Source organism: Paenibacillus aurantius, from assembly GCF_032268605.1.
GTDB classification, from domain to species: Bacteria; Bacillota; Bacilli; order Paenibacillales; family NBRC-103111; genus Paenibacillus_AO; species Paenibacillus_AO aurantius.
The window spans coordinates 1133134-1154020 of the sequence record NZ_CP130318.1; the positions used below are offsets into that span (position 1 = coordinate 1133134).

Below are 20887 nucleotides of genomic sequence, written 5' to 3' on the forward strand. Positions count from 1 at the left end.
CGCTTTCCGCAACTCTTCCCAAGATTCTGAATAACGAAAGGAATTACCTTCATGTCTACCTCCATAGAGAAAGAGCTTCAAAGCGAAGTTGATAAAAGACGCACCTTCGCCATCATTTCCCACCCCGATGCGGGGAAAACGACGCTGACGGAGAAGCTGCTCCTGTTCGGGGGAGCCATCCGCCTCGCGGGTACGGTTAAAGGCCGCAAGGCCAGCAAGCACGCCACCTCCGACTGGATGGAGATCGAGAAGCAGCGCGGGATATCGGTTACGTCCAGCGTGATGCAGTTCGATTACGAGGGCTGCCGGGTCAACATTCTCGACACGCCCGGTCACCAGGACTTCTCGGAAGACACCTACCGCACGCTGACCGCGGCGGACAGTGCCGTCATGCTGATTGACTCGGCCAAAGGGGTCGAGGCGCAGACAAAGAAGCTTTTCCAGGTCTGCAGCAAGCGGGGGATCCCGATTTTTACCTTCATCAACAAAATGGACCGCGAGGGCCGCGACCCGTTCGAGCTGCTAGAGGAGCTCGAAGAAGTGCTCGGCATCCGCTCGTACCCGATGAACTGGCCGATCGGCTCGGGCAAGCAGTTTAACGGCGTGTACGACCGGGCGCAAACGCAGGTGGAGCTGTTCCAGGGCGATGAGCATACGAACATCAGCGTCCGCAAGGTGGACGGCTATGAGGACCCGCTGGTGAAGGAAATCGCCGGTGAGTTCCTTCACAAGAAGCTGTGCGAGGACCTGGAGCTTCTCGACGTGGCGGGCGACCCGCTCGACATGGAGAAGGTGCTGCGCGGCGAGCTGACCCCGGTCTTCTTCGGCAGCGCCATCAACAACTTCGGGGTGCAGACGTTCCTCGACAACTTCCTGCAGATGGCGCCGAAGCCGGAGCCGCGCAACAGCTCGGCGGGACCGATCGAGCCGACGGAGCCGAAGTTCAGCGGCTACGTTTTCAAGATCCAGGCGAACATGAACCCGGCTCACCGCGACCGGATCGCGTTCCTGCGCATCGTGTCGGGCAAATTCGAGCGCGGCATGGCGGTGAAGCACGTGCGGGTCGGCAAGGAGATCAAGCTGTCGCAGCCGCAGCAGTTTCTCGCCCAAGACCGCGACATCGTCGAGAACGCGTATCCGGGCGACATCATCGGGCTGTTCGACCCGGGGATCTTCCGCATCGGCGACACGCTCGCCCAAGGCCGGGAGCTGGAGTTCGACGAGCTGCCGACCTTCTCGCCGGAGCTGTTCTCGAAGGTAACGGTCAAGAACGCGCTGAAGCATAAACAGTACCAGAAGGGCATCGACCAGCTGACGGAGGAGGGCACGATCCAAGTGTTCCGTACGATCGGCTTCGAGGATACGATTCTCGGCGTGGTCGGGCAGCTGCAGTTCGAGGTGCTCGAGCACCGGATGCGGGCGGAATACGGCGTGGAAATCCAGCTGCACAGGACGAATTATCAGTTCGCCCGCTGGATTGTCGACGACAAGATCGACCCGAGTAAATTCCGCGTCAACTCGCAGCTCGTGAAGGACAAGAAGGACAACTACGTGGCCCTGTTCGAGAATGAGTATGCCCTTCGCACCTCGATGGAGAAGAACCCGACGGCGAAGTTTCTGGAGACCGCTCCCTAAGTGGGGGAGCAGGCCCCGGAGGACATTTTCTCCGGTCCTTGCAGATGTTGATTCCTCTATACAAAGACAAAAGTGTCCCGGCCATTAGGCGGGACACTTTTGCTTTTCCAACCTATAAAGTTCTTCCCAACAGAGTCCCGGCTTGTTTCGCCATGGTCTGAGGGGGATAAGGCATCTCGTTCCGGATCCACCATTCGATTACCCCTACATAAGCATTTCCGGCGTATTGCAGCAGAACGTCCTCATATAACTCCTCGTTTCTTCCACCCTCATTGTCCATTTCCCCTTTAAAACCTTCCATAATAAATTCCAGCAGCCGGGTGCGGAAGGAAGGCGCTCCTTTGCTCGCAAGCATGGTCGAAAAGAACAAGTAATTTTTCGCGAAGTATTCAAAGAAAGGTTCAAGGGCATGGCTCCAATCCAGCTTGCAAGCCCATTCCCCCATTTCCCTAATTTCTTGAATATGGGCTTCGATCAATTTATCCAACAAATCGAATTTGTCCTGGTAATGAAGATAGATGGTTCCCCTGTTTACGTTTGCCCGGTCAGCGATTTCCTGAATGGTAATGTCATCGAAGTTTTTTTCGGTCATCAGCTCAATGACCGCTTTTTTCAAGGATTCCTGTGTCTTAAGAATGCGTCGGTCCACCTTGGCCATCGAAAATTCCACCTGACTTTCTAAATAATAAACATCTTCCTTCGTTTTGTTGATCTATCAACAAAACCCGGTTTTTTAACCATTGAACATTCGGATCTCTTCTCTATAATAATAGACGTAAGTTGATTAAGCAATAGATTTCGTTTATCCGTTTCTTGTCTAACTTCCCGATGCCGCAAATCTTTAAATCGAGGTGTTTCTATTGACTAACCAAAAGCATTTGTTGATTTTCATCTTAACCCTGGGCGTGTTCGGCATCTTAAATACCGAAATGGGGGTGATCGGAATCTTGCCCTCCCTTGCGGAACACTTTGATGTCAGTATTTCACAAGCAGGATGGTTGGTGAGTCTTTTTGCCATAGGAGTAGCCGTGTCTGGTCCTACAATGCCGTTATTGTTTTCGGGGATCAACCGGAAGAAGGTGATGTTGCTCGTACTTGGTGTTTTCGTTGCAGGGAACGTTGTTTCCGTATGGGCGCCTACCTTCACGGTTGCCCTGCTTGCCCGTGTTATTCCCGCCTTCTTTCATCCGGTTTATTGCTCGCTGGCCTTTACCGTAGCCGCTAACTCGGTTACCGAGGAAGAAGCTCCCAAGGCCGTTTCAAAGGTCTTTATTGGGGTTTCCGCCGGTATGGTAGTCGGTGTACCCATCGCGAGTTTTATGGCGAGTGCTTTTTCTTTACAAATGGCGATGATATTCTTTGCTGTTGTAAACGGCATGGTCTTCCTTGCCACCTTGCTCTTTGTCCCTTCTATGCCTGTTGAGGGAAGACTTTCTTACGGGGCTCAATTGTCCATCGTAAAGAAACCCATCACTTGGATTTCTGCAGCGGCTGTCCTATTGTTAAACTCCGCTGTATTTGGCGTTTATAGTTATTTTGCGGAGTATCTGAAGGCGGTAACGCATATGTCTCCGAATCCCATTAGTTTCCTATTATTCCTATACGGCGGCGCTAATATGGTGGGAAACGTATTGGCAGGAAAGCTGCTTACGAAGCATGCCATTAAATGGGTAGGATCTTTTCCTTTTGCCTTGGGTGGCGTTTACCTCGCGTTATTTTTATTGGGACCGTTTAGCCAGCCTATGGTGGTCATTACGCTGATTTGGGGAATTTTAGCCGGTATGGGGGGGAATCTGAATCAATATTTAATGACGTCCGCCGCTCCGGAGGCACCGGATTTCGCTAATGGGTTATTTTTATCGTCCACCAACGTAGGAACAACCTTAGGTGCAGCGGCAGGTGGGTTCTTTATAACGGGAATGGGTACATCCTATGTCGTAATTGCAGGCTTCCTATCTATCCTATTGAGTTTTGCCGTCCTTACCCTCCGAAAGGATAGATTCGCCCCTACTCGAAAACTTCCGGGGTAAATAACTTTGTATAAGATACTGAACAACAGATATAGGTTTGTGGAATAATCGATGAATGGCATAGGGGGATACCAACCGAATGATAAAGGGATTAGATCTGCTTCTCGCTTTGGTGATGGTCGCTTCCCTTGCGGCTTGCGGGGGAAAAGAGGAGTCCAGCTTCCAAGCCAACCAACCTTCTGCTTCTTCGAACCCAGATAATCAGAGCGCGAAAGAGGTAAGGATAAAATTAATAATGAATCCTGATGAATTCATTGTGAAAATGTATGATAATCCGACAAGCCGCGACTTTCTGTCCAGGCTCCCGTTAACGCTAACCTTTAAGGAGTTTGGCGGCTTCGAAAAACTGACCATCCTGGAAAAAGAATTATCTACAGAAGATGCGCCACCAGGAAGCGATCCGGAGGTTGGAGATTTGGGCTATTACGCTCCTTGGAAAGATGTGAACCTGTATTATAAAGACTGGAGTTATTCGAGCGGACTTGTCAAATTAGGGAAGATCGAATCCGGACTGGAAGAATTCACAAAAAAGCTTCAAGATACGAAAGGTGATTTTACGGTGACTATTCAAAAAATAGATTAATAATAAATCAATCTTTATTAATTTGTTTAATAAACAACGAATGGCGGTTTTTTAACCATTGAAACCATCCTTGTTTCCTTTATAATAAACAGGTGTTGATTAATCAGGAATTATTTATACCATCATGAAGTGGAGGAACTTATACCATGATTAATGCTAATGCACGCGCTGTATTCAGCCCAGATGGTCCGTTCAAGCTCACGACTATTGAGCGCAGGGACCTTCAGCCGCACGATGTTCTAATAGAGATAAAATACGCCGGGATCTGCCACTCCGACATTCACACGGCCCGCGGCGAATGGGGACCGGTCCAGTACCCGCTCGTTCCGGGTCACGAGATCGCGGGCCTTGTCGCCCAGGTCGGTTCGGACGTCACCAAGTATGCCGTTGGCGACCGGGTGGGGGTTGGCTGCATGGTCGACTCCTGCGGGGAGTGCGTGAACTGCCACAATGGAGAGGAGCAGTACTGCCTGGAAGGAAATACAGGCACCTATGCCGCAACCGACCGTTACGGGCAATACACACAGGGCGGTTATTCTACTCATATCGTCGTAACGGAAGATTTTGTGGTTCGAATTCCGGACGGGCTTCCGCTTGACGCCGCCGCCCCGCTGCTGTGCGCCGGCATTACGACGTATTCGCCGCTGCGCCATTGGGAAGCTGCTCCCGGCAAGAAGGTAGCGGTCGTGGGACTTGGCGGACTGGGACATATGGCGGTGAAGCTGGCGCATGCCATGGGGGCGGAGGTGACGGTTCTGTCTCAATCCCTGAAGAAGAAAGAGGACGGGCTGAAGCTTGGCGCCGATCATTATTATGCCACGAGCGATCCGGAAACGTTCAAGAAACTGGCCGGTTCGTTCGACCTGATCGTCAATACGGTCAGCGCGAAAGTCGATATGAATGCCTACCTTTCACTGCTGGCGCTGGACGGCACGCTCGTCAATGTCGGCGCACCGGCGGAGCCGTTGTCCGTTAATGTATTCTCCCTGATCGGTCACCGCCGGTCCTTTGCCGGATCGATGATCGGGGGAATCCGCGAAACGCAGGAGATGCTGGATTTTTGTGCGGAACACCACATTGCTCCTGAGATCGAGGTTATTTCCGCCAATCAGATTGATGAAGCATGGGAGCGTGTATTGGCTTCCGACGTGCGATATCGGTTTGTAATCGACATCAGCACGATGAATAAGGAATAGCAGCAAAGGAAGGGGCACGCCTATGGTGTGCTTCTTTCCTTAGGTCGGTACTGAATAAATCAGCAGAGAAAGCAGGATATATCACGCGGAAAACGGCAGCCGACAAGGCTGCCGTTTGTTGTGACACAAGAACCCGAAGGCCGGGCTGCCCTGACCGGCTACCCGTTGTCCGGACCGCGTTCCAGCTGTTCCCGGCGGAATCGGGCGGGCGGGATGCCCATCTCCGCGGTGAACACCCGGGTGAAATAATGGACGGTCTCAAAGCCGGTAAACTGCGCCACCTCCTTGATGGTGTGTGTGGTCGTCTTCAGCAGGCCCACGGCGCGGGATATCCGCTCCCGGTTGACGTAGGCGGTGAAGGTCAGGCCCGTTTCCTCCGAGAAGAGCCGCGACAAGTGGCGGGAGGAGAGGTGCAGGTAGTCCGCCACCGCTTCGAGGTGCAGAGGCCGGGAAAGGTTGTCCATAATAAACAGCTTCGCCTGATGGAGCTGTACCGAAGGCAGCTTCTTGGCCTGGAGACGGATATCAGGGACCGCTTCCTTGCCGAGAAAAAGGTCGGGCAGCGAGGCGAGAAGCGAGTAGGCGAGCGACCGGACCAGCCCGTCATTCGGCACCGCCCGGGCCGCCCTCAGGTGAAGGGAGCGCCAGATCAGGGCGGATACGGACTCTTCCGCATCGTGGACCACCCGCTTTTCGGTCTGCCCCAGCTTGCGGAAGCGTTCCTTCTCCTCAGGGGAGAGAGGAGAAGAATCGGCCTCAAACGCCGTAAACAGCAGCAGCAGGCCCTCTTGGCTTCGGATCTGGTGCCAAATGCCCGGGCGCGAGCAGAAAAGGGTACCGGGCCGCAGCTCGAACCATTCCCCGTCGTCGAGGTAAGCCCCCGTTCCTTCTAGAACATAGCACACCTCGAAGAAGGAATGACGATGGACCGGGTTATCGTAATGCGCAGGCTGGGCCCCCCAGTAATGCACCTGAAACGAGACTCCGTTTCCCGGCAGGGTGAGTGCTTCCACATTCAACACGAGAGAGGCATTCCGGCAGGCGTCCTTGTACATAATCCCATTCCTTTATGGCTGATTTGTGCAAAAAAGTGTCTTCCGTATGCAAAGACCGCAAACGCTTTATCCCTCTATAATATAGACAAATTCAGAGATTGACCAGGGAGGCGAATAACTTGATAAGTGAGAAAGATGTGGAATTTTACAAAGAAAATGGGTACCTTCTCGTCAAAAAGGTCTTTAACGCGGAGGAAGTGGCCGAGATGAGAACCGCTCTTGACGGCATCCTTCAACGCGCGGCCGAATCGAAGTATGACCGCAACAGCGCCTGGAACAACGACTTTCTCTCTCCCGAGGAGATGAAGAAGCTGGTGCTGAAGGGTTTCCACGACGTTCATTACCAGGATGCGGCCTTCACCCGTGCCGCCGTTCATCCGAACATGCGCGCGGTCCTGTCGAAGCTGATCGGGCCGAACGTTCAGCTTCACCATAGCAAGATGCTGGTGAAGCCGCCGGAGAACGGCGCCGCCTTCCCCATGCACCAGGATCAGCCTTATTTTCCTCACGTCAGCCATACGATGATGGCCGGAAGCCTTCATCTCGACGACGCGGACGAGGAGAACGGCTGCCTCCACGTCATTCCGGGCTCTCACAAGAACGGCCCGATGCCTCATGTAGGCTCGCATTTCTTAAGCCACAAGGAATACCCCATCTCGATGGGAACCCCTTGTCCGGCGGAGGCGGGAGACGTGCTCTTCTTTAACTATTTGACCGTTCACGGCTCGAACGTCAACCGGAGCTCCCGGACGAGGCGCAACGTGCTGTATCAGTTCCGGGATCCGATGGATCTTCCGGAGAAGAACGTCCATGTCAACTGGGGACAAGGACTGATGATTTGCGGCCATAACCCGACGTATGTGGAATACAGGCCGGATATGGCCCGTTTGGAACCGGCCAAGGCTTAGCCGCCCAGCGCAGGGCGCATGGCAAGCTCGATTCGGACCCCGTTTAGCGGAGGCCGCCTGCAGCTTCGCCTGCCATCCGGGAAGGGATCCGCTTGAGAAAGGCGAACCCGCCCCCATACCGTAAGAAAGCCGTCCCAAGCCCGAAACCGGGCTTCCGGACGGCTTTTTGGCGTGAGGGAAGTTTCGAACACCTGCAATCCGGCGAATCCCCCTGTCCATTGGCCCTTCCCAAATACAAGCCGGGTCATAAACTGTTGGTATTGAGGCGTCCGTACAAAGAGCTAAGGGTGTGTCTAAATGCATATTTGCATGATTGCGCCGGAAACCTTACCGGTTCCTTCCCGGGGAGGCTCGGTGGAGATTTGCATGCTGGCTGTCGCTAAGGAGCTCGCCAAGGAGCATAAAGTCACCTTGATCAGCCGTACGTCCTCCAGACTGAACGGCACCACAACGGAAGGGGAATTAACCATCATCCGCGTTCCCTCCGGAGACCCGATGGCGTACCTGTCGAATGTCATCGCGTATATGGAAGGCAAGGAATTCGACTGGATTCAGGTGGACAACCGCCCCCGTTTTCTGCCTATGGTGAAGAGGAGCTTCCCCCAAACGCCCGTATCCGTGTTCCTCCATTCCCTGACGTATGTGAGCAAGAAACGCGTGCAGAAGGATTTGGAGAAGGCCGATCTGATTGTAGGCAACAGCGCCTCCCTCAAGAAAAAGCTCACCCGCAGATTTCCCGGTCTGCGGCCTTCCATCCGCTATGTCCACTTGGGGGTGGACAGCGACCGGTTCCGGCCGCCCACGGACAGGGAACGGAGCAGGGTGCGCAAGCGGTACCGGCTCGGCCGCAAGTTTGTCGTGGCCTATGCCGGCCGGATCATCCCTCGCAAAGGAGTCGATGTGCTCATCCGCGCCGTCCGCCGGATGGGCTCCCGCCGGAAGGTCGGGCTTCTCGTGGCGGGCACGGCCGATTCCGCTTACGCCCGCTCCATGCGGCGGCTGAGCCATAAGCTCGGGGTCTCCGCCCGTTTCGCCGGTCAGGTCCCGCATCCCGACATGCATGAGCTTTACTGGGGGGCGGACTGCTTCGTCTGTCCCTCCCAGAAGCATGAGGCCTTCGGGCTCGTCAACGTGGAGGCGATGGCCACGGGACTGCCGATCGTCGCCTCCGGCATGGGCGGAATCAAGGAAATCGTCCGCCACAAGAAGAACGGACTGCTGGTCCGCGATTACCGGAGCCCCAAGGGCTTCAGCCGGCAGCTGAAGAAGCTCTTCAAGGATCCCGTCTTCGCCAAGCAGCTTGGGCAGAAGGCAAGGGAAGATATCCTCCTCCGTTTTCCTTGGAAGCGGACGGCGGAACGGTTGGCCGAGCTGTACCGCAGCCATTCTTAACTCATCAAGCCAAGGAACAAGGGGGAAGATTGTGTTGAGCAGGTATGTAGCCAGTAAGTGGAGGAAGACGGAAGCCCTTCTGCCGGATCCGGCGATAAGGGATTACATTCCGGCGACCGTCAAGATGACCAGATCTTCGCTGCATGATATGCTGGTGCGTTACGGTACCGTCTATGTCAAGCCCGATTCGGGTCTGCAAGGCAAGGGAGTCATGAGGGTGGAGAGAAGGGAAGGCCGCCGGCATAAGTACAAGTACCAGGCGGGGGAAAAGATCTACCATTTCCGCGTATACGGCGAACTGTACGACGCCCTCCGCAAGGTGATCAAGGGCAGGAAGTATCTCGCCCAAAAAGGGATTCCGATGCTTACTTACAATAAGCGTCCGTTCGACCTCCGGGTCATGGTCCAGACCAACCTGGATCAAAAGTGGGAAACGACCGGCATCATCGGACGGGTAGCGCATCCGAAGAGGATCGTCACGAATTATCACAGCGGAGGGCAGCTGAAGCCCGTGGAGAAGCTGCTGACCCCCTATCTGTCGCCAAGCCGCAAGAAAGAGCAGATCCGCGAGCTTGAGGAGCTGGGGGTCCGGGTGGGCAGACGGATGGGGAGCCGGTTTCCCGGGGTGAAGGAAGTCGGACTCGACGTGGCGCTGGACGGAAAGGTGCGTCCCTGGATTCTTGAAGTCAACACGCGGCCGGATCCATACATTTTCCGCACATTAAAAGACAAGGAAATCTTCCGGCGGATTTACCGGTACGCCAAAGCTTATAAGCGGTTGTAACCCTGCCTCCGAAAGGACTGACGTTCGGACGGAGGACAAGACGACGGCCGGCCTAAACAGGGCCGGTCTTTTTGCTTTGGCCTATAGGACAGCGCTCCCAACAAAAGGATTGACAAAAAAAGAGGGCTCTGAGAAAATGAACGCGTGTACATCAGAATGTAAAATGAACGCGCGTACATAATCGATGGTAAAGTAGGGAAGCAGCATGGTTACCCGCAAGGAAGTGGCCGATCTAGCCGGCGTTTCCGAAGCGACCGTCTCCCGGGTTCTTAACAGGGTGGGTCCGATTCGGGAAGAGACGAAGGAAAGGGTGCTTTCCGCGGCCAAAGAACTGAATTATATCCCGAACGCCATAGCCCGGAGCTTTGCGCGCCGCCGGAGCGGAAACCTGGGAGTCGTTCTGCCCTATGTTCCCAAGGTACACCTGTTCTCCACCTATTATTTCTCGGAAATTCTAAGCGGAATCGGGGAAGCGGTCCGGGAGCACGGGTATGATCTTCTTCTTCTGTTCCGAACGCCCGGCGCACCGGCTGATTATACGACGTGGTATCAATCCCAGAAGGTGGACGCCTGCGTCATTCTCGGGGCGTCCGATCTTCCGGAGGAAAGGAAAGCCCTTCAGCGCCTTGCCGCTCACAGGCTGCCCTTCTGCCTCGTCAACCAGCGGTTCCCGGACGAGGAGTTTAACGAGGTCGATGCCGATCACGCGAGCGGCAGCTACGAAGCCGTGAAGCACCTGATCGCAGGCGGCTGCCGGAGGGTGGCTTTCTTGAACGGCTCGCCGGAATACTCCAACAGCCGGGACCGGCTGACAGGCTACCGCCAAGCGGTGACGGAAGCGGGACTCGACCCGGACGCCCTGCTTCAGCTCGGCGGCAATTACAGCCGCCGGAGCGGGGAACAGGCGGCCCAGGCGGTTTACCGCGAACGGGAGCGAGTCGATGGGGTCTTTGCCGCCAACGACCGTATGGCGGTGGGCCTCATGCAGGGACTGCGGGCACTCGGCCTCGAAACCGGCACCGATGTGGCGATTGCCGGGTGCGACGATTCCGACGCCGCCCGGATGACCGAGCCGCCCCTCACCTCCGTGCACGTCCCGTTCTATGAGATGGGGCGGCTTGCTGCGGACCGGCTTCTCCAGGTGCTCGACCAGGGCGAGCCGGGAGCCGTTTTTCGGGAGCAGCTGGCGACCCGGCTCGTGATTCGGGAATCCAGCATTCTCCGCAGCCGGGAATAGTGCCTTATCCGCATTACCCGAAAAGGCACTGCATGCATTACACTCTGAACCGTAGAAAGGTTGTGTATCGAGTGAAGAAGGTTAAGGTGGGAATGGTCGGCTACAAGTTCATGGGCAAGGCCCACAGCCAGGCTTACCGCGACATCCCGATGTTTTTTCCGGATGCGGTCAAGCCCGTCATGAAAACGATTTGCGGCCGTGACCGCGACGGCGTCAGCCAGGCAGCGGATCAGTTCGGCTGGGAGGCGCATGTGACCGACTGGCGCGAGCTGCTCGCGGACCCGGAGATCGAGCTCGTCGATATCAACGCCCCGAGCAACGCGCACAAGGAGATTGCGCTCGCAGCCGCGAAGGCCGGCAAGCATATCTTCTGCGAGAAGCCGCTTGCTCTTACGCTTGAGGATTCGCGGGAGATGCTGAAGGCGGTGGAAGAAGCCGGCGTCAAGCATATGGTCGGCTTCAACTACCGGTTCGCTCCGGCCGTCCAGCTGGCGAAGAAGCTTGTCTCCGAAGGGAGACTCGGCCGGATTCATCACTTCCGCGCCTGGTTCCTCCAGGATTGGATCGTCGATCCGGACTTCCCGCTTGTCTGGAGGCTGCAGAAGGAGATTGCCGGCTCCGGCTCGCATGGCGACCTGGGCGCCCATCTGATCGATCTGGCTCACTTCCTGGTCGGGGAGATGGAGGAGGTGATCGGCATGAGCGAAACGTTCGTCAAGGAGCGGCCCACGGCCGATTCGATGACAGGGCTGAGCGCCAAGGGGAGCAAGGACGCCCCGAAGGCTCCCGTGACGGTGGACGACGCCACGCTGTTCCTGGCCCGGTTCGCGGACGGGGCTCTCGGCAGCTTCGAGGCGACCCGCTTTGCCCCCGGACACCGCTGCACGAACGCTTTCGAGATCAACGGCAGCAAGGGCAGTGTGAAATTCGATTTTGAACGCATGAACGAGCTGGAAGTTTACTTCACGGACGATGCCGAGGACGTTCAGGGCTTCCGCCGCGTTCTGGCGACCGATCCCGCTCATGCTTACAGCGAGGCCTGGTGGCCGCCCGGCCATACGATCGGCTACGGCCAAACGTTTACCCACGAGCTGCTCGAATTCATGCGGGCTCTGGGTGAAGACCGCCAGCCCGTTCCGAATTTCCGGGACGGCGTTCAGTGCCAGGCCGTGCTCGCGGCGGTGGAACGCTCCATCGACGAACGCCGCTGGGTGAAGCTAACCGAAATGTAAAGCCGAAAGGGGTAAACCAATATGAAAAGCGCATTAATCGTACAGGGCGGATGGTCCGGCCATCAGCCGAAGGAAGTGGCGGAGCTTCTCGCCGGCGTTCTCCGGGAGGAACAGTTCGAGGTCGAAGTATCCGATACGCTGGATGCTTTTCTCGATGCGGAGAAGCTGCTTAGAACCGATCTGATCGTACCGGTCTGGACCATGGGCCAGATCACCAAGGAGCAGCTGACCCCTCTGCTTGAAGCCGTGCGCAACGGTACCGGGATCGCCGGCTGCCACGGGGGCATGGGCGATTCGTTCCGCAACGAAACCGAATACCAGTTCATGGTCGGCGGCCAGTGGGTAGCCCATCCGGGCGGTGACGGGATCCGCTACACCGTGCGCATCAAGGAGCCGAACGATCCGCTCGTTCAGGGAATGAAGGACTTCGAGGTCGTTTCCGAGCAGTATTACATGCATGTGGACCCGGGCATCCGGGTGCTGGCGGTAACGGATTTCGGAGATACCGAGATGCCGGTGGCCTGGACGAAAACCTATGGACAAGGCAAGGTTTACTACAATTCGCTTGGTCACCAGGCGGACATCGTCGCGATGCCTGAAACGCTGGAAATGATGCGCCGCGGGATGGTCTGGGCCGCGAAATAGTACCCAATAGGAGGAACGAAGGACTCATGGACAAAGTCAAACTGGGCATTATCGGCTGCGGAAACATAAGCGGCATTTATTTCAAGAACGCCGCCACCTTTGACATTCTGGAGCTGGTCGCCTGCGCCGACCTCGATGTGGAGCGGGCGAAGGCCAAGGCAGAGGAGCATGGCATTGCCAAAGGCTGTTCGGTGGCGGAGCTTCTCGCTGATCCCGAGATCGAGATCGTCATCAACCTGACGATCCCCCAGGCGCACGCCGAGGTGTGCCTCCAGGCGCTGGAGGCGGGCAAGCATGTATACGTGGAGAAGCCGCTTGCGGTTACCCGCGAAGAAGGGCAGCGTATTCTGAAGCTGGCCGCCGAGAAGGGGCTGCGGGTCGGATCCGCGCCCGATACGTTCCTGGGCGGCGGAATCCAGACGAGCATCAAGCTCATCCGGGACGGCTGGATCGGCACGCCGGTCGGAGCCACAGCCTTCATGGCCGGGGGTGGTCACGAGTCGTGGCATCCGGCTCCGGACTTCTATTACAAGCAGGGCGGCGGCCCGATGTTTGATATGGGTCCCTATTACTTGACGGCGCTTGTGGCCATGCTCGGCCCGATTCAGCGCATTACCGGCTCGGCCCGCATTTCCTTCCCGGAGCGGACGATCACGAGCAAGCCGAAATTCGGGGAGAAGATCGAGGTGGAGGTTCCGACCCACGTGGCCGGCATTATGGACTTCCACAGCGGGACGGTGGGCACGATCCTCACAAGCTTCGACGTCCCCGGGGGACACACGCTCCCCCGCATCGAGGTCTACGGGAGCGAGGGGACGCTGCTGGTCCCCGATCCGAATACTTTCGGCGGGCCGGTCCGGCTGAAGCGCAAGGGCTCGCAGGAGTGGAGCGAGATGCCGCTGTCGCACGGGTTCGCGGAGAATGCCCGCGGAGTCGGCGTGGCTGACATGGCTCATGCCATTAAGGCCGGCCGGCCGCACCGGGCAAACGGCGAGCTCGCCTATCATGTGCTGGAAGCCATGCACGGCTTCCATGATGCCTCAAGCGAGGGCCGGCACTATATCATGCAGAGCACCTGCGAGGCTCCTGAGCTTCTGCCCATGGGCCTGCCCCGCCATCTGGTGGACTAAAAGGAATATCCCCTTTCGCCGATGCGAAAGGGGATATTTTTGTCGATTCCGGGGAACCGGAAGGTCTTTTTTTATGCGGCGAGGGCTCCCTTGTTCCGGCCAAGTGACCGGCTAAGGCACTAGGAAGTGGCAGCGGGAGCCTCGGGCAGCCCCTTCATCAAGTTCTGGACCAGCTCATCCCGTGTTTCAGGGGAGGTGTTCTCCCAAATAAATTCGAAAAGCACGCCGAGTCCCGGAAGGGCCTTCTCGTCCCCGCGGATCGAGTCCTCGATCACTTCCCGCAGCTCCTCGGCATTCTTCCCTTCCACCCGTTTCACGATCGCTTGACGCAAGCTCAACATCATGCGGTTCATCCTCCGTTTCTTGGTTCCTTGCTTTACTATGCTCTGCTCCGCCGTCTTATATGCACCCTTTGGGCTAAAGGGGATGGGCTGTGCTATAATGGACAAAATGGAAAGAAACCGTATGGCGGGAGGGCGGGTCTATGAAGAAAACATTCGCCGTAATCGGGCTCGGCCGGTTCGGCTCCAGTGTGGCGAAGGAGCTCACCAAGGTAGGCTATGAAGTGCTGGCCGTCGATTCCGACGCGGTGCGGGTTCAGGAAATGAGCGCCATCGTCACCCACTGCGTGCAGGCCGACTCCACCGACGAGGATGCCCTTAAGGCCATCGGCATCCGCAATTTCGACGTTGTCGTAGTGGCGATCGGGGAGAACGTCCAGGCCAGCATTCTGACGACCTTGATTCTGAAGGACATCGGGGTGCCGACCCTAATCGTCAAGGCCAAGAACGAGCTGCACGGAAAGGTGCTGACCAAGACGGGGGCGGACAAGGTCATCTATCCCGAGCGGGATATGGGGCAGCGGGTGGCCCACAGCCTCATTTCGCCGAACATTCTCGATTACATCGAGCTTTCGGACAACTACAGCATCGTAGAAATCCGGGCCACCGGCCGGCTGGTCGGCAAGAGCTTGAAGGAGCTCGAAATCCGGGCCCGTCACCAGTGCAACGTCATGGCGATCAAAAACGGGCACGACATGGACATTACGCCGGATGCCAACGCGCTGATCAAGCCGACGGATATTCTCGTCGTGGTGGGCCGCAATGAAGATTTGATCAAATTCGAAAAAACATATTCGGAGTAAACCAAAATGGCACAAGACATAACATCGGTTCAGAACCCCCGGGTCAAGCAGTGGACCGAGCTGCTGGTCAAGCGCGGGCGCGACCGCCAGGGGAAGTTTCTTTTGGAAGGGGTCCATCTGGTCGAGGAAGCCCTCCGGTCCGGCATCGCCGTGGAGACGATTCTTTATTCGCTCGACAAAGGGCTGCCGAAAGAGGTGGAGAGCCGCCTCACCTCGGCTGAGGAAGTGATCGGCGTGAGCCAGGCCGTACTTGCCAAGTGCTCCGACACCCAGACTCCCCAGGGGGTGCTGGGCATAGCCGCGAAGCCGGACGCCCCGCGGACCGACTCCCTGACCGGGAGGGACGCTCTGGTGGTGGCCGTCGACGGCATCCAGGACCCGGGCAATCTCGGCACGATCATCCGGACCGCCGACGCGGCCGGGGCCACCGCCGTGATTCTCGGCCGCGGCACGGTCGATGTATACAACCCGAAGACCATCCGGTCGACCATGGGCTCGTTGTTTCACCTGCCGGTCGTGGAGGCCGATCTGCCGGAGCTGCTCGCCGAGGCGGGCAAGGCCGGCGTCCAGGTGCTGAGCACCGGCATGCAGGCGGAGGATACGTGCTACACGGCCGATCTTACCCAGGCGACCTGGTTCGTGATCGGCAACGAGGGCAGCGGGGTTTCCTCCGAGGCGGAAGCCCATGTAAGCCGCCGGATCTCGATTCCGATGCGGGGACGGGCCGAATCGCTGAACGCGGCCATGGCCGCCGGTATCGTGCTGTACGAGGCCATGCGGCAGCGGCATTATAAGTGACCTGAAACGCAGGAGTATGTGAGTTGTAATTCACCTTATCACTAGTTGGAACGTTTTTTGTCACAAGGTAAGTCTTGTTATTCCTTAGAGAATCAAGGGGTTTACCTAGTAGTGGTGTGGTTTTAGAACACCATTCGAAAACAAATATCAGAATATACATTCTTGTTGCTGTGGACCTAGATGGACTCGATTGGGCAGAAGGTAAAAAATTTCCGTACAACAACGTAAGCTCAATCTAATTTCCTTTGCAGATGCTGTTGGGATCTCTCAGGCAGATTGATTGAAATGGAACAAGGCAAAACTAAGCCGTCGGCCGATACCTTGAACGAACTAGGAAGAAAGTTTCACTTTGATTGCCCAACTTCCACAGGGAATCGTTTACACTCCAGAGAGTAAGCTTAAAGAGTGCATAACCATTTTTTAAGCAACTGTTTCCAGGAAGTGTACCTCGCCTTTTTGGACCATGAGCCGGCGGGATGCTTCTCGATTCAATGGGAATTTGAAATGATTTGGGGGGAGCAGTTCCATACGTATGCGGCTTACATACTTAGACTTGTTGTGGCGAGAAAATACAAGGGCAGGGGCATAGGGGCCCGACTGCTCGATTGGGCGGAATCGCGTATTGCGAACAAGGGCAAGTCCTGGCTAGGCTGGACTGCATGGCCGATAATCCATCGTTGAACCGATACTACCTTGCACACAGGGGCTGACATCTCACGGCCGATTCGACGGGCAAGGGTGGAGCGCGAATCTGTATGAGCGGCCCATACAACTGTTTAATCGCGTTGCGGATTAAAAAGGACCGCCTCATAAAACTTATAATAAGTAATAGAAAAACGAGGCGATCCTTGAAGGGATCCCTCGTTTAAAGAAGAACAGGCGTAATTAACGTTCGACCAACTTCAGTATTTCGCTCACCATAAAGTCCGGCTGGAAGTTATGGATGTAATGATCGGCATCCTTAACAATGATCTGCTTACCAAGCGTAGACCAGGCAGGCAGGACAGCTTGGGAGTCGCGCCAAGCGCTGTCCATATTCAATTTTCCGAATCCATCCGCAGTAAGAACGATAAGGGGAATCGAGAGAGTCTTTTTTGCCTCGAGCACGATCGCCGCATTTTTATTCATTTGTCGCCGCTCATCGGCCATATCGCGGTTGCCGAGCTTGGCTGCGACGGCCATACGATCCATCTCCTTAATCGTCTCCGGCACACCGGGTGCAGTCCCCTTCAGGAAGGTTGACGTATGCGTGAGAAGCCGCGCCACGCCTACTTGGCGAAGAACATTGGCAATGGTCGAGACGTAGATCATCTCTGGGTTCGTGGAGTAAAATTCGGGACTCCCCCCCTCTTCGAGCAGGATTGCTTTAACCTCATCGGGAAATCGCTGCGCATAACGGATTACTTCAAGTGAGCCGAGCGAGTGGCCAACCAATATGTAAGGCGGTTTCAGCTCCGACTTTTGGAACAGCTCATGCATTTCGTCTGTAATGGTGTTAACATTACGCGGTATACCGGAGACATCGCTGAATCCATAGCCAAATCGATCGTAGACCGCAATCTTGGTATGCGAGACTAACCCTGCATATAAAGGATAAAAGCTGGCATAGGGGCTGCTCGTTCCCCAACCGGAGGCCATCACCACCGTCGTATCGCCCTCGCCTGCGGTATACAGGTGCATTTTATGTCCCGATATCTCATACAGCTTCCCTACGGGTTGATAAGCCTTCCTATCTTGCCGCAGTCCTACCCTTTGGTATACATAACCGACTGCCATCACAATCATAACGAATGCCAGTAAACCAAGCATTCCTTTTCGGATCCACTTCCACATACCATTAACACATCCTCATCTGATTTAGTAAGAAGGTCTGATATCTATTTCGTAACACATTAGAATTATATGGAATTCCTGTCTTTGCAAAAACAGACCTAGGGCCATAGCTGGACTTAGACTTAGGTCGGGCGGGGAAAGCTAAATCAATCGGCGGGCGAAGATTTTGGATAAGACTAAATATGATCCTATCACAGTGTCAACTGCCCCACAGAACAACGGATACCATTCTGGAACCCCATGATTGACGAATAAGAGCCCGTGTGCGACATCAAATAACGCATGCATTAACCAGAGTATCCCGGTAATTCTGGCTGACATGGGAACCCGGAACATCAAGCACCAGAATCCACCGATGAGAAAAGGGCCTCCAACCAGGAGTTCCTTAACTGCTGTGCTAAAATCCCCAATGACGAGAGCGTAAGTAACATAAATAAGAGGGAGTGAGACCAAAACGGCAGAATAAAGCCAACCTTCTTGCTTATACTTACGTACTAATAAGACCAGCACAATTCCAAGTAATAAACCTACAAATATTTCTATTAGCATTTTATATAGCCTCCTTTTATCTTTCGAGACGGCAATTTCACCTAGTCAATCAAAACCCGACAAGGAATCCATTGACGGGCCTTTAATATAAATTAATCTGTAGTTCATTCAATCCTTTGGAGGCTTATTATATCCCTTGTCTCCGTAGGGCTGTAACTTTTGAAGCCATAACTTCAAGATTTGTTTCTGCTCCCAGCGCATATCCGTGATCTTATCGGTTTCCTTCTGTTGCAGCACCTCATAAGTGAACGCATCCGCTCCGAATCCCTTCCAATCTTTTTGCAACTGGGCATTTGCGAATCTTCCTTGATTCAGCTGCATCTGCAGAGTGAACCATTTGTTTTTTAAATTGGGATAGCTGTCGATAAAGATTTTCCCATTGACTTCGTTTTTAATTTGGGCGACGCCCATATATGTCTTGATCTGATTGAATTCCCCAAGCAGAATCCTCCGCTTATTCATATCCATTGTAATTCCCTCCTCATTCTAGCTCATGAACATTCATGACAATTACATATATCGAGCAATAATCCGAACTAACTTTGCAGGGAACTCACGTAAATTCGTAATGTCCAAAAATCTTTCATGACCATATATCTCACTAATGACATCCTTATCTTGGCCGATTGCAGCAGCGAGAAAGGTAATGCCTTTCCGTTCATATTCCTCGATTGTCTGCTGCATATCTGTGACGGCATATCTTCCCGTATAATTGTCTATTGCTTTGGGCTGTCCATCACTGATGCTAATCAACAACTTGGTCTGCTCTGGTGAAACAGCTAACCGTTCCCCCATAATTCTCAGGGCCATTCCATCTCGATTATTGCTCCGAGCCTTAATCCGCATTAGCCTGAATCGATCGTTAGCATCCGGTTTATCGAAGTCAGCATAAGCAAAGATCGACATTTGTTCCATTTTAGAAACATCTGCCGTATCGCCATAGATTAATACAGGTATATCGCATAGTTGACAAAATTCATATACCGCAATGACTGCCCGTTTGGCTGCTTCCAATCTCCCAAAAGCGGACATCGATGCAGATTCATCAACTCTTATGGCAACCACAAGGGAAGGAGATTCGGATGGAGGCCGTTTTTTGAAAAAATACCTATAATCCTTGTAAGCCACGCTGTCCGCTTGAAACTTACTACCATAATAACGATTTCGCCCAAATTCGGAAGACGTCTCATGTTCCAGAAGCGGATGGGTCTTTCGTGCAATTTCCTGGACAACCGGCATAAGCTCCTTGCTTAGACGAATATATTCCGCTTGGAGTTGCTGATCGTAATCTGGACGATGGACGATGAGCTTTACTCTTTCGTGAATGGAATCGGACACTATCTCTCTTGCGGCGTGGTTAAGCTTTTTACGAAAATCACGCTCTTGTTGTTTTGCCTCTTCCGACATGGATTCGGGGTTGGCCTGATGATATCGAGGAGGGCCATCCTCTCCGGTATCCGTAATTCTCATGTCAGTTGAGTCATCGGATACACGGGAAGAGCTTTCTTCACTATCCGCAGACTTTTTTAGGGCGGCCGCTTTTTCATCTTCCATGTTCTCATTATCATCGGCAGTGGTGCCTATATCCCCCCATGACTTGATTTCTATGGCATCATCGCGGGATTCTCGTTTTTTTTTACCTCACTCGTCACGGCTTCTAAATTGGTAATCAGACCGTGCTTTTCAAGTGCTTCCTCCAAAATTCTGATTTCCTCTGAATCCGTGGTTATTTTATAAATGACCTTATGATACAGAGATTCTTTGGCGGAGGCTCCTCCTGCAATGGCATCTGTCCAGTAAAAAAAGGAACGCATGCCCGCCACACCCTTGATCGCATTGGCCCGCGCTGTTGTATCCAAAATCTTAATCGTATCTGCTAACACGCTCAGCACCTTTTCATCCTGATAGCCGGTTTTAACTTTCACCCGTTCGACCATGACTTCTTTGGTAGGCAAATCCATCTTCTCCGAGTGTTGGACTCTGTCCCGCAACGCTTCATTGAGCGGCCTCGCCCCTACATAACTGCGATTGGTTGTTATGACTGCGATGAAATCCGGATGTCTGCGAATAATCTCAGTAGGAAGATTTATGCTTCCATCCAGTTCGAGCGCAGAGTTTAATGCCATGAGTACCGCAGCATCCCGAATCACGTTAGGTTCTTGAATTTCGAGAAGATACCCTTTTTGATAGGCTCTGACGATCTCCGATGGGTAAAAGCGGTACTCCACGGCTTCACCGTTAGTCTGCTCCACAGCAAGCTTCAACAATTGCTTCATCTTTAAGGCTGCTTGCACCTGCGTAAGCCCCAATGCTTCCATTAAAATTCCTGTCGTGCTTTGAAAACCATTGTTTTCATCTAGAGCTTTGAGAACGCTTTGCAGTACAGGGTCCAGTTTCTCTAATTGTTCAGAAGAAATGACCGGCAAAATAGCTCCAATAATATCCGATTTATCCATATCCGCAAAGCAGGTCACTTTCGTATAGGGCAAACCAAAACTAGCTGATAATGCTTTCGCTAATTGGGTTTTGCCGGAACCGGCATTCCCTTCTAACAGAATGTTGGCAATTTTCATTTCCCCGCGGTTCCAATTCCGCTTTACTTCTTGACTAATGCGTCGTTCTTCCTCACTGGTCTTATGAGATATCGGCTTTTTCCAGACCAGCTTTTCTTCTATATCTGTTAATTGTCTCTCAGGTGACAAATAATATTTTTGTTCTTGCATTATTTTTTCTCCT

The 20887-nt window shown here is 54.2% G+C and carries 23 protein-coding genes; 14 read left to right on the forward strand and 9 right to left on the reverse strand.

Annotated features, from left to right (window positions below):
• Positions 1-51: 51 nt before the first annotated feature.
• On the forward strand, positions 52-1635 hold the full coding sequence (locus tag MJA45_RS05565; protein WP_315606279.1) for a peptide chain release factor 3: 1584 nt from the start codon (positions 52-54) through the stop codon (positions 1633-1635).
• A 112-nt stretch (positions 1636-1747) separates the two neighbouring features.
• Here MJA45_RS05565 and MJA45_RS05570 read toward each other — a convergent pair whose 3' ends face one another.
• Positions 1748-2293, reverse strand: coding sequence for a TetR/AcrR family transcriptional regulator (locus tag MJA45_RS05570; protein ID WP_315607943.1), 546 nt, complete (start codon positions 2291-2293; stop codon positions 1748-1750).
• A gap of 202 nt (positions 2294-2495) precedes the next feature.
• Here MJA45_RS05570 and MJA45_RS05575 point away from each other — a divergent pair, with 202 nt between their 5' ends.
• The 3 genes from MJA45_RS05575 to MJA45_RS05585 all read left to right on the forward strand — a co-directional run bounded on the left by MJA45_RS05575 (position 2496) and on the right by MJA45_RS05585 (position 5444).
• Positions 2496-3665 (forward strand): MFS transporter, encoded by a 1170-nt coding sequence (locus MJA45_RS05575; RefSeq protein ID WP_315606280.1) that lies wholly within the window; start codon positions 2496-2498, stop codon positions 3663-3665.
• Between the two features lie 79 nt (positions 3666-3744).
• Positions 3745-4248, forward strand: a complete 504-nt coding sequence (locus tag MJA45_RS05580) for a cyclophilin-like fold protein (protein WP_315606281.1) — start codon at positions 3745-3747, stop codon at positions 4246-4248.
• Positions 4249-4394: 146 nt separating this feature from the next.
• Positions 4395-5444 carry an NAD(P)-dependent alcohol dehydrogenase gene (locus tag MJA45_RS05585; RefSeq protein WP_315606282.1) on the forward strand — a complete coding sequence of 350 codons (1050 nt, stop codon included), beginning with the start codon at positions 4395-4397 and terminating at the stop codon, positions 5442-5444.
• 158 nt (positions 5445-5602) lie between these two features.
• On the opposite strand, the gene MJA45_RS05590 is transcribed toward MJA45_RS05585, so the two are convergent.
• Positions 5603-6499 carry a helix-turn-helix domain-containing protein gene (locus MJA45_RS05590; RefSeq protein ID WP_315606283.1) on the reverse strand — a complete coding sequence of 299 codons (897 nt, stop codon included), beginning with the start codon at positions 6497-6499 and terminating at the stop codon, positions 5603-5605.
• Between the two features lie 119 nt (positions 6500-6618).
• On the opposite strand from MJA45_RS05590, the gene MJA45_RS05595 reads away from it, so the two are divergent.
• Positions 6619-7407 carry a phytanoyl-CoA dioxygenase family protein gene (locus MJA45_RS05595; protein ID WP_315606284.1) on the forward strand — a complete coding sequence of 263 codons (789 nt, stop codon included), beginning with the start codon at positions 6619-6621 and terminating at the stop codon, positions 7405-7407.
• On the opposite strand, the gene MJA45_RS05600 is transcribed toward MJA45_RS05595, so the two are convergent.
• Positions 7404-7604, reverse strand: coding sequence for a hypothetical protein (locus MJA45_RS05600; RefSeq protein ID WP_315606285.1), 201 nt, complete (start codon positions 7602-7604; stop codon positions 7404-7406). The genes MJA45_RS05595 and MJA45_RS05600 overlap by 4 nt on opposite strands.
• A gap of 100 nt (positions 7605-7704) precedes the next feature.
• Here MJA45_RS05600 and MJA45_RS05605 point away from each other — a divergent pair, with 100 nt between their 5' ends.
• The 6 genes from MJA45_RS05605 (at position 7705) to MJA45_RS05630 (ending at position 13827) form a co-directional block, all read left to right on the forward strand.
• Complete coding sequence (locus MJA45_RS05605) at positions 7705-8799, forward strand: glycosyltransferase family 4 protein (RefSeq protein ID WP_315606286.1); 1095 nt, start codon at positions 7705-7707, stop codon at positions 8797-8799.
• 31 nt (positions 8800-8830) lie between these two features.
• Positions 8831-9583 (forward strand): YheC/YheD family protein, encoded by a 753-nt coding sequence (locus MJA45_RS05610; protein ID WP_315606287.1) that lies wholly within the window; start codon positions 8831-8833, stop codon positions 9581-9583.
• 205 nt (positions 9584-9788) lie between these two features.
• Positions 9789-10820 (forward strand): LacI family DNA-binding transcriptional regulator, encoded by a 1032-nt coding sequence (locus MJA45_RS05615; protein ID WP_315606288.1) that lies wholly within the window; start codon positions 9789-9791, stop codon positions 10818-10820.
• A 71-nt stretch (positions 10821-10891) separates the two neighbouring features.
• Complete coding sequence (locus tag MJA45_RS05620; protein ID WP_315606289.1) at positions 10892-12052, forward strand: Gfo/Idh/MocA family protein; 1161 nt, start codon at positions 10892-10894, stop codon at positions 12050-12052.
• A gap of 21 nt (positions 12053-12073) precedes the next feature.
• The gene (locus MJA45_RS05625; protein ID WP_315606290.1) at positions 12074-12697 is read left to right on the forward strand and encodes a ThuA domain-containing protein; all 624 of its coding nucleotides are present in this window, start codon (positions 12074-12076) and stop codon (positions 12695-12697) included.
• Between the two features lie 26 nt (positions 12698-12723).
• Positions 12724-13827, forward strand: coding sequence for a Gfo/Idh/MocA family protein (locus tag MJA45_RS05630; RefSeq protein WP_315606291.1), 1104 nt, complete (start codon positions 12724-12726; stop codon positions 13825-13827).
• A gap of 119 nt (positions 13828-13946) precedes the next feature.
• Here the strand turns inward: MJA45_RS05630 and sspI are convergent, their stop codons facing one another.
• Positions 13947-14171: a small acid-soluble spore protein SspI gene (sspI, locus tag MJA45_RS05635; protein ID WP_315606292.1), complete on the reverse strand. Its 225-nt coding sequence runs from the start codon at positions 14169-14171 to the stop codon at positions 13947-13949.
• A gap of 140 nt (positions 14172-14311) precedes the next feature.
• Here sspI and MJA45_RS05640 point away from each other — a divergent pair, with 140 nt between their 5' ends.
• From MJA45_RS05640 to MJA45_RS28620, 3 genes are all read left to right on the forward strand, one after another.
• A complete protein-coding gene (locus MJA45_RS05640) occupies positions 14312-14971 on the forward strand; it encodes a potassium channel family protein (protein WP_315606293.1) in 660 nt (219 codons plus the stop codon).
• 6 nt (positions 14972-14977) lie between these two features.
• Complete coding sequence (locus tag MJA45_RS05645; protein ID WP_315606294.1) at positions 14978-15769, forward strand: TrmH family RNA methyltransferase; 792 nt, start codon at positions 14978-14980, stop codon at positions 15767-15769.
• A gap of 441 nt (positions 15770-16210) precedes the next feature.
• Positions 16211-16450, forward strand: coding sequence for a GNAT family N-acetyltransferase (locus tag MJA45_RS28620; RefSeq protein ID WP_407083144.1), 240 nt, complete (start codon positions 16211-16213; stop codon positions 16448-16450).
• A gap of 204 nt (positions 16451-16654) precedes the next feature.
• Here the strand turns inward: MJA45_RS28620 and MJA45_RS05650 are convergent, their stop codons facing one another.
• The 5 genes from MJA45_RS05650 to MJA45_RS05670 form a co-directional block, all read right to left on the reverse strand.
• Complete coding sequence (locus MJA45_RS05650) at positions 16655-17602, reverse strand: alpha/beta hydrolase (RefSeq protein WP_315606295.1); 948 nt, start codon at positions 17600-17602, stop codon at positions 16655-16657.
• Positions 17603-17743: 141 nt separating this feature from the next.
• Positions 17744-18151: a hypothetical protein gene (locus tag MJA45_RS05655; protein ID WP_315606296.1), complete on the reverse strand. Its 408-nt coding sequence runs from the start codon at positions 18149-18151 to the stop codon at positions 17744-17746.
• A gap of 108 nt (positions 18152-18259) precedes the next feature.
• Positions 18260-18619, reverse strand: coding sequence for a GIY-YIG nuclease family protein (locus MJA45_RS05660; RefSeq protein WP_315606297.1), 360 nt, complete (start codon positions 18617-18619; stop codon positions 18260-18262).
• Positions 18620-18661: 42 nt separating this feature from the next.
• Entirely contained in the window at positions 18662-19705 is a 1044-nt protein-coding gene (locus tag MJA45_RS05665; RefSeq protein ID WP_315606298.1) for a vWA domain-containing protein, read from the reverse strand.
• Positions 19706-19755: 50 nt separating this feature from the next.
• Positions 19756-20874, reverse strand: coding sequence for an AAA family ATPase (locus MJA45_RS05670; protein ID WP_407083108.1), 1119 nt, complete (start codon positions 20872-20874; stop codon positions 19756-19758).
• Between the last annotated feature and the right edge of the window lie 13 nt (positions 20875-20887).